The organism is Paenibacillus faecis, assembly GCF_008084145.1.
Classification (GTDB): domain Bacteria; phylum Bacillota; class Bacilli; order Paenibacillales; family Paenibacillaceae; genus Fontibacillus; species Fontibacillus faecis.
Genome location: NZ_VSDO01000003.1, coordinates 559,237 through 574,621 on the forward strand (window position 1 = coordinate 559,237; position 15,385 = coordinate 574,621).

The window sequence follows — 15,385 nt, forward strand, 5'->3', positions numbered from 1 at the left end:
ATTTTGAAGGAAACACTGAAACTGGTTGTCGTCGGAGCGGGGTCTTCTTATACTCCGGAGCTTATTGAAGGCGTTATCATGCATCACAAAGAGCTGCCGGTCGGCGAAATATGGCTGGTGGATATCGAAGAGGGAGTGGAAAAGCTGCACACGATTGCGGAGCTGAGCAAGCGTATGATTGCCCAATCCGGACTTCCGATTACCGTATGCGAGACCCTTGATCGCAGAAAGGCCATCGCCGGAGCGGACTTTGTCTGCACGCAAATCCGGGTAGGTATGCTGGAAGCGCGAAAATGGGACGAATTGATTCCGCTGAAGTACAATGTCATCGGTCAGGAGACGACCGGACCCGGAGGCATGATGAAGGGCCTGAGAACAATTCCGGTGATCCTGGACATCTGCAGAGATATCGAGGAGCTTGCTCCGGACGCCTGGTTGTTGAACTTTACCAATCCGGCCGGCATGGTTACCGAGGCCGTCCACAAATATGCCTCGGTAAAGAGCGTAGGCCTGTGCAACTCACCGATCGGTTTTCAAAAGTGGCTCTCCGAGTTTTTTGAGCTTCCGATCGAAAAGATCTATGCGGAATTTGTAGGGATTAATCATCTGCACTGGGTATCCGATGTGGTGATCGATGGGGTAAGCAGGCTGCAAGAGCTTATTGATTATCCAAAAAGCTACAAGGCGAGCAATGTGCCGTTCGATGCCTGGGATCATCGCTTTTTGAATTCTTTGAAAGCGATACCATCCTATTATTTGAGCTATTACTACATGACGGATGCAATGCTTGACGAACAGAAGGAAGCTGCGGCAACGACCGGATCGCGTGCTGAAGTGGTGAAGCAGGTGGAAGAAGAGCTGTTCGAGCTGTACCGGAACGTTGAGCTAAAGGAGAAACCGAAGCAGTTGGAGCAGCGCGGCGGCGCCTATTACTCTGAAGCGGCGGTGCTGCTGATGCGCTCCATCTATAATGACTCGCGCGATATTCAGACGCTGAACGTAAGGAACGGCCGAACCATCGACTTTTTGCCCGAGGATGCCTCCATTGAAGTCAACTGTATCGTAACCAAACAAGGCCCGCTGCCGATCCCTCCGCAGAAAATTCCGGAATCCGTCAAAGGGCTGCTGGCGGCGGTGAAGCAATATGAGAGCTTGACGATCGAGGCGGCGGTGCATGGGGACCGGGACACTGCGCTGCAGGCGATGGTCCACCATCCGCTGGTGCCTTCCGTGACCGTAGCCGAACAACTCTTGGATGAAATGCTGGAGAAAAATAAACCGTATTTGCCCAAGTTTCATTAGACTGTCCCAGAGGAGGGGAAACCGATGAAGGCGGCTGCGAAGTCAAGTAAATGGAAGCAGTTAGGCAAACAATGGGATTTACAGTCCATGGTTTGGCCGGGCATCATCTTTGTCTTTATTTTCAGCTATATTCCGATGTATGGCGTGGTTATGGCGTTCCAGCAGTACGATATTTTCGCCGGAATCCTGAAGAGCCCTTGGGTTCAATTCATGAACTTCAAAATGTTCTTCCAAGCGCCGGAGTTTTGGAATGTGATGAGAAATACGCTGGTGATTAGCCTGTTAAAGTTGATCATCTCCTTCCCGGCGCCGATTCTGCTTGCGCTGATGCTGAATGAAGTCGGGAACATGGCCTTTAAGCGTTTTATCCAGACCGTCAGCTACTTGCCTTATTTCCTGTCCTGGGTGATTGTATCCGGTTTTGTATTCTCGCTTCTGTCCGTGGATAACGGAACGGTGAATTACTTGCTGGAGCGCTTCAACCTGATTCAGGAGCCGGTAAACTTTCTGGCGGTTCCGGAATACTTCTGGTCGATCCTGGTCAGCGTGAACGTGTGGAAGGAAGTCGGCTTTGCGAGCATCGTTTATCTTGCCGCCATCGCCGGCGTTGACCCGACCATGTATGAAGCCGCCTCCATAGACGGCGCAAGCCGATTCAAACAAATCTACTTAATCACGCTCCCCAGTATAGCGCCCATCATTATTATTTTCATGATTCTCGCCATCGGCAATCTCCTCAGCGCGGGCTTTGAAGACATTCTACTGCTGGGCACCAATCCGATCCTGCGGGAATACTCCGATGTCATCGATACCTATGTTTATCGCGTCGGGATTTTGAATGCCCGATTCTCCTACGCGACAGCGGTGGGCCTATTTAAAGCCGTGATAAGTGTGATCTTGCTGGTGACAGCCAATAAGATCGCCCGCCGGGCCGATGTTAGTCTCTGGTAAGGGCTTCAACTTAAAGGGGGGAATGAAAAATGAGACTAAGTCCGGGCGACAAAATCCTGCAGCGGACCATCTACATCCTGTTGACGTTGCTCGCGGTTATTATGCTTTATCCGTTCTGGAACTCGCTTGTGATTTCCTTCAACCAAGGGAGCGACACGGCGCTTGGCGGCGTAACCCTATGGCCAAGGGTCTTTACGTTCGAGAACTATTACATCGTGTTCCAGGATAAGCGATTATTGAATTCCTTTTGGGTCACCATCCTTAGAACCTTGTGCGGCACGGTGTTGTCGGTCTTTTTCACGGCTCTCCTGGCCTATGGGATGTCCAAAAAAGCGTTGCTGTTCCGGAAGCACTACATGGTGTTCTTTATCGTAACCATGTTCTTTAGCGGCGGGTTGATTCCAACCTATATGCTTATCCGTTCTCTCGGCATGCTCGACACGTTCTGGGTTCTGGTGATCCCCGGCATCATCAGCGTTTATAACATGATCGTCATTCGCACCTTTTTCGCGGCTCTGCCTGAAGGCCTGGAGGAATCGGCTAAAATCGACGGTTGCAGCAACTACGGCATTTTCTTTAAAATCGTCATTCCCGTCTCCGGCCCGGTACTGGCTACGATCGCTTTGTTCACGGCTGTGGGGCATTGGAACGACTGGTTTACGGGCGCGATCTACATCACCACGGATCACTTGCTTCCCATTCAGACGCTTCTGCGCCAAATTATGAACTCCAACATCATGACCGACATCGCCTCATCCAATGCCATCGCGCTGGATCATATGAACCGGAATCGGACGATTACGACAAAGTCGCTGACCATGGCCACGATGATGATCGCCACGATCCCGATTATTTTAACGTATCCCTTTCTTCAGAAGTATTTCGTCAAGGGGGTATTGATCGGCTCGTTGAAAGAATAGCAAGCTCCATATTCTATAGAAAGAAGGGGAACAAATGCGCAAACGCATGAGATGGATATCGCTTCTGATGGTCTCTTTATTTGTTGTGCTGACAGCTTGCGGCGGGGGAGGCAAGCCGGACGCATCGCAGGAAAATAACGGGGGAACACCCGATGCCCAGGCCGTCGATGACGGCAGCGGAATCAAGCCGGTGACCTTCAGCTTCTATGGGCATTACGACTGGCTTACGACAGCGCCTTGGGCCGAGAACGAAGCGACGAAGTGGATCCAGGAAAACCGCAAGGTGACCGTTGAGCCGATACAATCCGGAGGGGCCGCCGCGGAAAAGTTTAACACGATGATCGTCAGCAACGATCTGCCGGATGTCATTTTTACCGATCGGGGGGCAACGGTGGAACGACTTGCGAAAGCGGGAAAGCTCGTGGCGCTGGATGATTACTATGAGAAGTATCCGAATTTCAAGAAGTATGTCAAAGAGTCCACCCTGAATCTGCTTCGTTCCGAGGACGGAAAAATATATCAAATTCCAAACTGGTATACCTCGGGACAATTCGGCAACGGCGGCTGGATGGTCAATAAAGATATATATAACGCGCTTGGCAGACCGGTGTTGGAAACCTTCGATGACTTATATCAATATTTATTGCAGGTCCGGGACAAATATCCGGATGTCGTGCCTCTCGAAGTCGGGGAGAAGGGGGCCGGACTTGAAATGATGTATGGCGGCTTCCGGGAGAATGCCACCAGCAAGTTCATTTCCCTCAAGGGATATCCGGAAGGCGACAAGCTGGTCTCCATCTATGATGATCCCGCTTTTAGCGAGATGATGCTATATATCAACAAACTGTTCCGCGAACGCCTGATTACGCAGGATGCGCTGCAGCAAACCCAGGACGCCGTCAAAGAAAAGGTGAACACCGGCCGGGTCGCGGTCATGATTGAATCCAACATCACCACCTATGGTGCGGAGGGGCACCGCGCGCTGACGGCGAGTAATCCGGATAGCGGTTATGAAATCATATGGCCGATTCATAAAGCCGGATTGGATAAAAACAAGGTGTTTGTAAGCGGTTTCGAAACGTTGGGTTGGAACGTAAGTGTGATTACGACCAGCGCCAAAGACCCGGAAGCCATCTTCGCTTACTATGACTGGATCACCGGCCCGGAGGGGCAAAAGGTTCTGTTCTTCGGACCGAAAGGCTTATACTGGGATGAAGAAGATGCGGACGGAGCGCCGATTCCGAACGAGAAGTACAAGTCGACGCCGGCCAACGAGCGTACGGAAACCATGAGAAAATTCGAGGACTTTAACTGGGCGGGAAATACGACATTTATCGATACGGCCAAAATGAGTCTGGAGGCTTCGCTTTCCGCGAATCAAAAATCCTGGGAGACGATAGCGCAGTCCACCGTAACCTGGAAAACCGCAATGGATATTACGGAATTTGTGAATACCGACCCGGTGCCGGATACGGAAATCGGCATCATTGCCCAAAATATTCATGATATCCATACCGTTGCTTTTGCCCAGATGGTCCATGCGAAATCGGATGCCGAAATGCTGTCGGCCCTGGAGACGGCCAAGAAGAACACCGCCAAAGCCGGGCTGGATAAGCTGCTCCAATTCAAGACCGAAAGATGGCAGGAGAACGTCAACAAAATCAAGGCGACTAAGTAAATTCTTGTTGGATGAAAAAAACACTATTTTTTAGGGAGGCAAGAATATGAGGGTTGCGCTAAGGGCGAGGTTCATGGCGGTGCTAAGTTTGGTATTGTCTTTTTCGGTAACAGGTACTTCGGGTTCGGTGTTGGCGGCGGCGGAGAGCCATCCGCCCTTTGAAACGGAAGTCATTGTAAGAACGGTGAACCAGTTTAAGAACAAGGCGGATGTGCTGAACTTCGTCGCGATGTCCAAACGCTACGGCGTCGATGTCATCAGTATGAACGTCAAGCAGGATGAAGATGACGAGGTGCCGTCCGGACGGGTATTCTATCGAAGCGACATCGCGCCCATAGCGCAGGGATACGAGAATTTCGACGCACTCCGGGAGGTCTTGACGGCGGCTCATGACGCCGGAATCCAGGTTCATGCCTGGATTCCGCAATTCCACGACCAGGAGGCCTTCCGGAAGCATGCGGAATGGCAGATGCAATCATTGGTGAACGGAGTCCAAACCCCATTTAAGGGCGCTAACGGCAACGAATACTTCGTGAACCCGCTTCATCATGAAGTACAGCAGTATGAGCGGTCCATTATCCGGGAAGTGATTGAGAATTATCCCGTTGACGGCGTAGTATTGGACTGGATCCGTTTCGACAATTACAACATGGACGTCAGCGATTACACGGTGGCGAAATATCAGGCGCAATTCGGCTATTCCCCGCTTGACATCGACTTCGAGACGGATTCGCCTCAGCGAGAGCAGTGGAACGCATGGCGAACCGAACAAATCGGACAGTATGTAGGCGATATCCGTCAGGATATTTCCCAATCCTCGAATCCGGATTTGCGGCTCGGCGTGTATATTTTGCCGCCGGAATTCAGGGAGGTCGGGCAAGACGTATCCAAGTTCAAGCAACATATCGATTTTGTCGCCCCTATGGCGTATTTTGACGACTGGGGTTTCAACAGCGATTGGGTCTACAGCACGGAATACGGCATACTCAAGGACACGAGTGACCGGATCAGCGGCCATCCCGTGGACATTGTGGCCACGCTGGATAATGACTGGACCGATGATGAATATCAGGAGGTCTATAAAGGCATCCGCGATAATTATCCGGGCGTGAAGCGCCTTTCCTTCTTTGCCTACGGGACTTGGCCCGAAGCCGAGCTGGCGAAAATCAACGAACGTACAACGTGGCCGACGCCCGACTGGACGCCTCCGGTCGAGCAGGATTATCCGGCTCAACTGCCGGCAGGCTGGAAGGCGAGAAATATCGGCTCGATGCCGGGGAATGCGGCATACCACTCCTCCAAAAAGCAATTTACAATGAGCAGCCGCTCCACGGATATTTGGGGGAGAGCCGATCAACTGAACTTTGTGTATCAACCCGTTAAGGGCGACGCCGAGATGACCCTTCAGGTCCGGTCGATGGACCTTATGAGCGGTTGGGCCAAAGCCGGCATTATGATCCGGGAGTCGCTGGACGCCGATTCGAAGCACGCGGACATGATGCTTACCTCCGAGAACGGCGCAGCCTTCCAGTATCGCGTAGACACCAAGGGAATTACAGCCGACCGGACTGCGGATGCATCCACTCCAAGCTGGCTGAAGTTGAGCCGAAAAGGCAACACCTTTACCGGTTCGATTTCAACCGACGGGAAGAAGTGGCAAACGGTCGGAACCGTTAATATCTCTATGAGCCGCCAGGTTTATATCGGCATGGCGCTAAGCAACCCTGGAGATGATCCGGGAAGCAAAGCCGTGTTCGGAAATGTGAAGATCACTGCCCGATAGAATTAGGATAGATGCGTTAAAAAGCCGCCCTCCGGTGGGTCATATAGACCCCTGGAGGGTGGCTTTAGTCAATCGGGGTAAATATGAAGCTCTTCGCTTACCGGCTTACGGTGTAGTTTTGTCCGTAGTTGTTATCCCAGTAAGTTTGTCCATTGACGGTGTAGGAAATCGCGTACTTGATTTGCGATACACTGGGAGCAATATGATCGACCGTAAAATGCCAAGCCTCGACACTGTCGTCGGAGTTTGCCGGCATTGAAAAGGAGGCGTCGGCTTCTTTCGTGGTTGCCCAGTTATCGGTGGTATATTTGATTTTGACCTGTTTGCTGAAGCCTAAATTTTTGACATAAACGCCACCCAGAAAGGTGTCCTGGCTTATTTCATCGTAGGAGCGAAGGACGTTCGGTTTCCCGAGAATGGTGGAACTTTCCGTGTAGCGGCTGACGGAGTAATTATGACCGTTGTTATTGTCCCAGTACGTTTGCCCGTTGACCTCATACTTGATGGCGAACTGGATCGTTTCGGCATTGGCGAGCTCGGGATGCGTATTGTTCATGCTGTTCGTGGATATGGAAAAACCCCACTTTTCATGCCCTGCCTCGGCTGGCCCTTCATAGGAGGCGTCCGTATCGTACCATGTTCCGTCTCCGGGAGTATAGTGAATCGTTACGTTTTTTTGAGGACTCAGATTGCTGACGTCCACTTTGCCGCTGAATCCTACATAGCCAAACTTGTAAATATAGAGATTGGCCGAAATCAGTTGAACCGGCTGGTCACTTGCAAAAGCCGCTTGCGCAAACGTTAGCATAAACATCGCAACTAAACACAACCCCGACACCAACTTCTTCACCTTACCGTACATTTTCTACCATCTCCTATTTTTTGGATATGTTACACTAATAAAATAGCACAGAAAATTCCAAAAATAAATACGTTTTTCAGAAATTTTCTGATTTTTTCAGAAAGAGTAAAATTTTAAATATACTTCACCGTGCAAACGTTTGTTTTTATTTAATTCTGTACGCTCTGCATGAGTATAAACAGATAAACAGGTTTTTGGTAGAGCAAGAACGAACTAAGTGGTAGGCGGGATAGAATCATTTTTTTCTAGGAAAAGGAGTGCTCGAAATGCTGAAACATAACAAGGTCATCGTAACGGGGGCGGCATCGGGAATCGGCAAAGAAATCGTCAAGCAGTGCTTGCAGGAAGGGGCGGCGGTCCTCGCTTGCGACATCAACGAGTCATCCCTGCAGCATTTAAAAGAGGCGGTCGATGAGCATGCACGAAATCGTCTGTATACCCATCAGCTGGATGTAAGCAAGTATGAAGAAGTCGCTAGATTCTTCGCCTATGTGGAAGAGGAGCACAGCGACGTAGATAGCCTGGTCAACAATGCGGGGATCTATTTGGCGAAAAGTATACTGGACTATCAGGAACATGAAATTGACAAAGTCCTCGATATCAATGTGAAGGGGTACATTTATTTTTCCCAATTGTTCGGCAAAAAAATGATCCAAAGCCAGCGCAAAGGCGCCATCGTTAATATGTCTTCCGTATCCGGTATGGAAGGCAGTTCGGATGCCATCTACGGATTATCCAAAGCCGCCATTCTCGGCTTAACGAAAAGCTGCGCCATGAACTTCGCCCCCTACCTTCGAGTGAACGCGGTCGCTCCTACAATGGTTAGCACCCCCATGATGGAGACGATCCCCGATTGGAGAAAAAAAGAGTACCTAAGCCACCAGCTTATCGACACGCCCGTATTGCCGGAGGATGTGGCCGATACCGTAGTTTTCTTGTTGTCCGATAAATCCAAGCACTATACGGGGGCGACCTTCGACATCAACAATGGAGGATATTTAAGATAGGGGTAAAAAACAGGGCACGAAGTAGTAAGCTGCTTGAAACAGCTTTGCAATGATGTTGGTCCATCGCATCATCCTCCTCATATTCTTGTTTTTCTTCAACATAGTTGATTGGATGACAAGAACTTGAGCCGATAATTAAAAAAGCCCGCGGTTTACGCGGACTTCATTCGGACAATGTTCATGACAACCGACAGTTTTTGTCGGATGTCATGAACTTGATCCCTTAAATGACAGAACATTGTCTCATTCCCCGACAACCTATAATAGCAAGGATCCCGTTTTATTTCATAGTGGTATATCTTCCGAACTAAATTTGTGCAGCTCCGCCATCCACGAACAATTCGGTCCCTGTGATATAACTACTTTCATTGGAAGCTAGGAACATAACTGCTTTTGCAATTTCTTCAGATGTCCCCACTCTACCTAACGGCGTTGTAGACTTGGCATACTCCATAGCATTATCGAGCTCAGCTCCGAATAATTCATCATAAGCCGGTGTAATAATCGTTCCAGGGCTAACCACATTAACACGAATTTGAGTTCCCTTTAAATCAAGAATCCAGTTGCGAATTAGTTGTCTGATTGCCGCTTTTGTAGCGCTGTAGATACTGAATGCCGGCATTCCCATTGAACCTGCCATAGACCCAGTCAGGATAATCGAACCTACATTGTTCGGAAACAAGGGTAATGCCTTTTGAACTGTGAATATCGTTCCTTTTACATTAACATCGAAGGTTTTGTAATAATGCTCCTCCGTAATTTCATCCAACGGAAGAAATGACCCCACTCCAGCATTAGCAAAAAGAATGTCCAAATGACCTTTCTCTTGCTTCACTGCTTTATACAGCCGGTCCAAATCCGCCAGATTGGAAACGTCGCCTTGAATACCAGTTACATTATCTCCAATCAGCTTCACAGCCGCGTCAAGCTCACTTTGTCTGCGCCCCGTGATATAAACATGCGCCCCTTCTTTAGCAAACTGTTGTGCCGTTACAAGCCCAATACCGCTAGTGCCTCCTGTTACAACTGCCACTTTCCCATTAAACTTTCCCATGTTATGACTCTCCTTTTAAAGGTGCTTTAAGTATGTCTGTCCGTCGTTTTGTCATCAAACAACTGTTCAGTACATCTCATAACTGATATTATGTAATAAAAGTAACCATAATATAAGTACCCACTTTTTTGTTACATAGTAACTAAAAAGTAATAATTGTAATTGAAGGGAGATATACAACATGAAAGTTTATTATTGTAACCTTGAAGTTACCCTGGAGGTAATTGGGGGGAAATGGAAAGGGCTAGTTTTATACTATTTGATGAAAGGTCCGAAACGAACGAGCGAGTTAAAGCAACTTGTGCATGGTATCACTCAAAAAATGCTTATCCAAACCCTCAGAGAATTGGAAGCTGATGGACTTGTCAGCAGGAAAATGTTCAATCAGGTCCCTCCGAAGGTCGAATATTCGACCACAGAGCTTGGGCAATCGCTTGAGCCGATTCTAAGAGCGCTTTGTCAATGGGGTGACGGTTATGCGGATAAAACATTCGCTGAAGGAGAGTTTCAAATTCTTAATAATGAATTTTGATTATCCAACTAAGTCTGGAATGGATGAAATAAGTCAACAAAGCCGCTTTTGGATTGGTGTCGTGTCCGCATCCCACGTGAAGTGTGGAGAGTTGGGAGGATTCGCCCAGCTCATTTTTACGGGGAGACTATCTCCATAGACGGCTATTTACTTTATGGGCTTTGTCATGAGAATAATTTTTTCAAAACCAGTGAAGCCATGCGGCAATTAGTAAACCAAACAAACGAGGAGATACACTTTAACTTGTTTTTGGAGCAAATTAATTTTTCTACTTACGGAGCCATCCATGGCTTTCTGACATCTGGCAAAAGAAAAAAAGAAAACCACCCTCCTTCTCTAAAAAGGCTGATGGTTTGGGTATTCGATAGAAAAACTCAAGATTGCCGCGCCTTCGGGTACTATGAGGTTTAGAAATTACTTAGCACTCTACTCAACTCCGGGTTCCGGCAGTACAAATAACATCCCGGGAGATGGAACGGCCAGGTTCAGGGCATTTCAAAAGTGCCCTGGGATGGTCACGTCTGCTACTTCACCGCTACTGTTAAGCGAATGATTCAAATGGGTTTGTAATGCTATTTGCTGGCTACCGCTTGTGTAAACATCTCAAAATGTTGATCTTCCGTATACTTATTGGTTATACGACCCTCGTAGCTGTAGGAAAGTCCATTGTGACGTGTATACATCAGTAAATTATCTTGAACTTGTGTATAAGATAGCTCAAGGTTATTTATGTTTTTACTTTGCATGTCATTTGCGTGTTCAACTTCAACTTTGCTTATGGATAATGTTAATACTTTTTCCCCATCATAAGGACCATAAAGTACTGAAACACTAGAATCAGTTTCTACATTCTCAATAAGTTTTCCTTTCTCATCCGTGTACGTAATAATAATTGTATTTCTAAGCCCTTCTTTCGTTTCTTTATCAAGGTTGAGCAATACTTCCTTTACTTCCAATCCCTTAATCACAGGTACTTCTACAGAATCCATATATTTTTTTATAGTGTCATTAGTTTTTGAAAGACTGCCTTCTGAAGAGCAGCCTAAAATCGTAAATAATAATAAAACAACAACCATAATTTTTACTTTCATGGATCCTCCTTATTAAGCAATATCAGGACCCTAAAAAGGCCCTGATAATCTGCTACTATTTTATTGAATTTATAAAGCTCAAAATTTGTGATTCATCAATTCCGTCCTTTGCAATAACAAAATGGCTCGCTCCATTTGAAAACCAATTATATACTTTTATTCCCTTCTCCTTGCTTTCTAAGAACTGGCCTTGAACTCCATTAATTTCAATTTGTTGAACATTCTCGTCAATAAGTTCGATTTCCATTTCTTTAGTAGTATAATCTATCCATTTGGTAGCGTCAGACTGATCTCTATACCTTATAGTTACTTCTTTTACAGAGTCTTCATTAAGATTGCGAAGTGAATTATTAATTATTGCGGGTGGTTCATTATAGATAACGCTCTCTTGTTGAAAGTTATCAGGTAAAACTGTTGGCAGATGAAGATCAATATTATCCATTAGTATTTCTGCATTCTCTAGATCAACTATTTCCGCTGCTGTGGTAATAGCTTGGCCTTCTGTAATAGTATCTTGATTAGTATTAATATCAGGAGATGCTAAAGCTGTCCCAAATACTGCTGTAAGCAAAAGAACAGAAATGAGAGTAATTGAATAACGTTTAATATTCATTAACATTCACAACTCCTCTTGTTTAAAATTTTCATTATCTGGTCGTATATGCATATCTATCATATCTAACATTCATTTGAGCTCCATCAATACCTTTAGGGTCGGCGTAGACAGTCATTTCTGTATAAAGACTTCCCATATCAGCTGTATAGTCCATATTTACTGAAAGTTGAGTATCAATACTTTTAGTATACCAATCCAAGAATCTCTTTTCCTTTAGGTCTACTATTTTATAAACCCCAAATTGAGCGCCAGATGGTTTACTACTGCCATTGCTTGTTTTGACATTGAAAAATCTTAGTGTAGAAGGTGTATCACTGTTTCCTTGTGCAGTTTCTGATCTCCAATAAGAATAAGCCAAATCATCAGTATAACCTGTACCATTATTTGCAGTACCATAAGTACTCTTTTTAGAGTCAGGATAAAATATACCCTGTAAATCAGCATAAGCATTATTAACATATAATAAAGATGAAATAAGTGCTGCAGAAAGTACCGCCAATACATAGGCAAGTATGTTCTTAAACTTCAGCTCATTCTTAATTTTAATCAACATGTTTAAACCTCCTTAAAAAATTTGGCTTTATTTCCTTGGTACCAACAGCCCTCCTTGAATAATATTCTAAATAACACAAATATATTATAACATAGTAAATTAATGGTATTTGTCGAAAATGAGTGCTTTTTTTTAGTAGAAAAGAATCAATTATTCGACAAATTTTGTTTTTTTGAAAAACAACTTATATAGCCGCTCACCTGTTTTTTTAAACAAGCGAAGCCCTGCAATAAATAGCAATAACAAACAATTTAACCATCCACGGCTTTTGACATCTGGCAAAAGAAAACCACCCTCCTTCTCTAAAAGGCTGATGGTTTGGGTATTCGGCAGAAAACAGCAAGATTGCCGCGCCTTCGGATACACAAGGTTTAGAAGTTCTTTATCACTCTATTCAACTGTCCTTCCAAATACTCCCTCAACTCCGGGTTCCGGCAGTACAAGTAACATCCCTTCATCCCTCGGGAGATCAGCACCTTGTAGATGTTTTTGATCAGCTTGGTGAGCTCGGCGCTGTTGTTTTTCAGGCCTCTTTTGCCCATGGTGTCCTTGTACTCGTTGTAATCAGCGTAGAGTTCCATCTTCTCGGGATCGTATTTCAGATCGTTGCCGATGATGACGCCGACGTAGTCGAATTCCAGGCCTTGCGAGGTGTGGACGCAGCCGATTTGCTCGACGCCGGCCTCGTGGATGGCCCAGGTGCTGGAGATGGAGCGGCCGTTCCAAGGCATTTGGAACCCGTGTTCCGGGATGGTGACATCCGCGACTTCACCGTTGCGGTTGCCTTCGGTGTCTTTGGTCCAATCCCAGGCGAACCCGGCGAGCATCCGCGCTTTGTGTCCGGCTGCTACTTTCGCCTTGATCTCCTCATAAACGGCATTCGGTGTGTCGAACAACTTGAATTCAAAAGTGTCCCGGTCCCAACCGTTGAAGTTGGCCGTCGGGCGGATTTGCAGCACGTGATCGATCCAGTTGATGAAGCCTTCGGCTCCCGAGCAGCGGAACTGGGCCGACAGCGTATATTCGTGAATCTCCGAGCCGCAAACTCCCGCAATCCGCTTGATTTCGGCTACGGAGCCGATGTCGTCCGGCCGAATCCGCTGAAAATCATCGATGAAAAAAACGTTGACCTTCGAAGCCTTGATAATATCTTCAATTTGATTGACGCCACGGTACTGGTAGGCCCCTTTTCCTTTCAAGCGATGGGCTTCATCGACAACCAGGACGTCATAGAAATTTTCCGGGGTATCGACAAATTGGCCGGAACCCGCGAACAATCCGCGCACTCTAGCTTTGTCCTTCGGCTGCTGCTTCGCCAACGTCTCCACCATGACGGTTCGGAAGGAGGCGTTCGGGGCGATAAACTTGGCGTTCAGCTTCTGCTTCAGCAACCCGCCCAGCGCGTTCATGGAGATGACGGATTTTCCGGTGCCCGGCCCGCCTTTGATAATGATCGTTTTCTTACGATCCGTATCCTTCGTCAAACTGATAATCGTCTCGTAAGCCACCTTCTGCTCATCCAACAGAATAAACTCGGCGTTTCCTTTGAACAGACCGTCCACGTGGTCGATCAGTTTTTTGGACGGACGGATTTTTCCGTTTTCGATGAGATAAAGCAGATTGATGCCGTTTCCTTTACCTACGTGTCTGTGCAAAAACTCCTGCAGCTTCGCCGTATCGTCCGCCATAAAAAGCGGCGCTTCCCGGATGATGTCTTGATAGCGTTCGCTCTTTAACGGGTCCGGCTCCGGTACGCGGTAGTTGTGCAAATAAGCGCAGGAGTAACTCTTAAGATCGCTGTTATGAACCGCCTCGTTCATCTCGTCCAGGAATTGGCGATAGGACCACGCTTGGTAAGACGGATGCGGGATTTCCCGCTGCCTGCCGTTGATATAAGCGACGACGATGTCCTCCCGATCGGTTGCCCGGGCCGCGTCCCACTGCTTCAACTCCACGATCACAAAATTATCCCGGCCCTCCATGTCCTGCCCCGCCACGATGAAATCGATCCGCTTGCTGGTCGCCGGGATGTTGTATTCGATCATAATGCCGCAATCGTCGGCAATGTTGGAGTTTCGGATCACACGTTCCATAAATTGCATGGAATTGTTCCACGCTCTTTTTTCGCCGGGACTGGGTTTCATCCCCATCTTATTGATAAATGCCTTCTCGATTTCCACGGTAATCTGGTTGTTGTCCACCGTTTCCCGAAACTTCAAAGCATTACTGCTATAAATAATCATGCTGCCAGCACTCCTATAGCTCGGTGTATTTAGTCATTTTTCCGAAGGCCTTGTCCACTGGATACTTGGCGCCATTCCGCCGCATTTTGTTCCGAATGATCTCCTCGATATTGAGGTCCAGCGCGTCGGCCAAATAAACCGCGTAGATCAGCACGTCGGCCAGTTCGTCGGCAATTTCCTGCTTTTTCTGCGTCACACCCTCTTCGGATGATTTCCACTGAAAATTCTCCAGCAGCTCGGAGGCCTCCAGACTTAGCGAGATCGCCAAATCCTTCGGATTATGAAATTGCCCCCAGTTCCGCTCTTCCCGAAAAGCGAGCAGCATCTTGATCAGCTCTTCATTCATGTTCGTGCTCCTATCATTCCGTAATAGAGTTTGAGCCGTGCTCGTCCCACGCTAAAAAGAGACGGTCCTCCCCCTTGATTCGGGGCCCGCCTCTTGTCGTTTCTTGATGTGGCCATGCTTTGGCCCCTGGTTAAATATGCCTACTCCCAACTTATTACGGAACGCGGGATTCGTCAAATCGACCAATGCCACCGACCACAGATTCTTTTAAAAGGATCCCCCCACTCCTCAAATCTCCATAGACTCGCACATAAAAACCATAGAATTACCCCTTTATTTGGCATTAATTCCTGTTTATGATCTCCTTGCGATCCATATCAACCGTATGAAAAGGAGGAATGCGGACAAATATGACACCGCTTACATTTTTTTGCCGACAACACCTTAATCGTCAGGAGTAACGGGCTCCACGGACCTGCCGCCAGATGTAAAGAACTCGAGGAAACC

The 15,385-nt window shown here is 47.2% G+C and carries 14 protein-coding genes; 7 read left to right on the top strand and 7 right to left on the bottom strand.

Translation table 11 applies throughout. The annotated features are described in order from the left end of the window. The first annotated feature begins 3 nt into the window (after positions 1 to 3). The 5 genes from FRY98_RS15975 to FRY98_RS15995 are packed head-to-tail and all read left to right on the top strand — an operon-like array spanning position 4 to position 6,634. Positions 4 to 1,302, top strand: coding sequence for a 6-phospho-beta-glucosidase (locus tag FRY98_RS15975; protein ID WP_148453706.1), 1,299 nt, complete (start codon positions 4 to 6; stop codon positions 1,300 to 1,302). Between the two features lie 24 nt (positions 1,303 to 1,326). After that, positions 1,327 to 2,253, top strand: coding sequence for an ABC transporter permease (locus tag FRY98_RS15980; RefSeq protein ID WP_148453708.1), 927 nt, complete (start codon positions 1,327 to 1,329; stop codon positions 2,251 to 2,253). Positions 2,254 to 2,282: 29 nt separating this feature from the next. Next, the gene (locus FRY98_RS15985; protein ID WP_148453710.1) at positions 2,283 to 3,173 is read left to right on the top strand and encodes a carbohydrate ABC transporter permease; all 891 of its coding nucleotides are present in this window, start codon (positions 2,283 to 2,285) and stop codon (positions 3,171 to 3,173) included. A gap of 34 nt (positions 3,174 to 3,207) precedes the next feature. Further along, entirely contained in the window at positions 3,208 to 4,851 is a 1,644-nt protein-coding gene (locus FRY98_RS15990) for an extracellular solute-binding protein (protein WP_148453712.1), read from the top strand. Between the two features lie 46 nt (positions 4,852 to 4,897). Next, complete coding sequence (locus tag FRY98_RS15995) at positions 4,898 to 6,634, top strand: family 10 glycosylhydrolase (RefSeq protein ID WP_148453714.1); 1,737 nt, start codon at positions 4,898 to 4,900, stop codon at positions 6,632 to 6,634. 97 nt (positions 6,635 to 6,731) lie between these two features. On the opposite strand, the gene FRY98_RS16000 is transcribed toward FRY98_RS15995, so the two are convergent. Beyond that, complete coding sequence (locus tag FRY98_RS16000) at positions 6,732 to 7,496, bottom strand: carbohydrate-binding protein (protein WP_148453717.1); 765 nt, start codon at positions 7,494 to 7,496, stop codon at positions 6,732 to 6,734. Between the two features lie 266 nt (positions 7,497 to 7,762). Between FRY98_RS16000 and FRY98_RS16005 the strand changes: the two genes are divergently transcribed. After that, a complete protein-coding gene (locus FRY98_RS16005) occupies positions 7,763 to 8,503 on the top strand; it encodes an SDR family NAD(P)-dependent oxidoreductase (RefSeq protein WP_148453719.1) in 741 nt (246 codons plus the stop codon). A 307-nt stretch (positions 8,504 to 8,810) separates the two neighbouring features. Here FRY98_RS16005 and FRY98_RS16010 read toward each other — a convergent pair whose 3' ends face one another. Beyond that, positions 8,811 to 9,557 carry an SDR family NAD(P)-dependent oxidoreductase gene (locus tag FRY98_RS16010; RefSeq protein ID WP_148453721.1) on the bottom strand — a complete coding sequence of 249 codons (747 nt, stop codon included), beginning with the start codon at positions 9,555 to 9,557 and terminating at the stop codon, positions 8,811 to 8,813. Positions 9,558 to 9,738: 181 nt separating this feature from the next. Between FRY98_RS16010 and FRY98_RS16015 the strand changes: the two genes are divergently transcribed. Next, positions 9,739 to 10,089 (top strand): winged helix-turn-helix transcriptional regulator, encoded by a 351-nt coding sequence (locus FRY98_RS16015; RefSeq protein ID WP_148453723.1) that lies wholly within the window; start codon positions 9,739 to 9,741, stop codon positions 10,087 to 10,089. A 572-nt stretch (positions 10,090 to 10,661) separates the two neighbouring features. Here FRY98_RS16015 and FRY98_RS16025 read toward each other — a convergent pair. The 5 genes from FRY98_RS16025 to FRY98_RS16045 all read right to left on the bottom strand — a co-directional run bounded on the left by FRY98_RS16025 (position 10,662) and on the right by FRY98_RS16045 (position 14,938). Next, on the bottom strand, positions 10,662 to 11,180 hold the full coding sequence (locus FRY98_RS16025; RefSeq protein ID WP_148453725.1) for a hypothetical protein: 519 nt from the start codon (positions 11,178 to 11,180) through the stop codon (positions 10,662 to 10,664). A gap of 55 nt (positions 11,181 to 11,235) precedes the next feature. After that, a complete protein-coding gene (locus FRY98_RS16030) occupies positions 11,236 to 11,793 on the bottom strand; it encodes a hypothetical protein (RefSeq protein WP_148453728.1) in 558 nt (185 codons plus the stop codon). Positions 11,794 to 11,827: 34 nt separating this feature from the next. Next, a complete protein-coding gene (locus FRY98_RS16035) occupies positions 11,828 to 12,349 on the bottom strand; it encodes a hypothetical protein (RefSeq protein WP_148453730.1) in 522 nt (173 codons plus the stop codon). Between the two features lie 371 nt (positions 12,350 to 12,720). Continuing rightward, entirely contained in the window at positions 12,721 to 14,592 is a 1,872-nt protein-coding gene (locus FRY98_RS16040) for a DUF2075 domain-containing protein (protein WP_148453732.1), read from the bottom strand. Positions 14,593 to 14,605: 13 nt separating this feature from the next. Beyond that, positions 14,606 to 14,938, bottom strand: a complete 333-nt coding sequence (locus tag FRY98_RS16045) for a nucleotide pyrophosphohydrolase (RefSeq protein ID WP_148453734.1) — start codon at positions 14,936 to 14,938, stop codon at positions 14,606 to 14,608. Between the last annotated feature and the right edge of the window lie 447 nt (positions 14,939 to 15,385).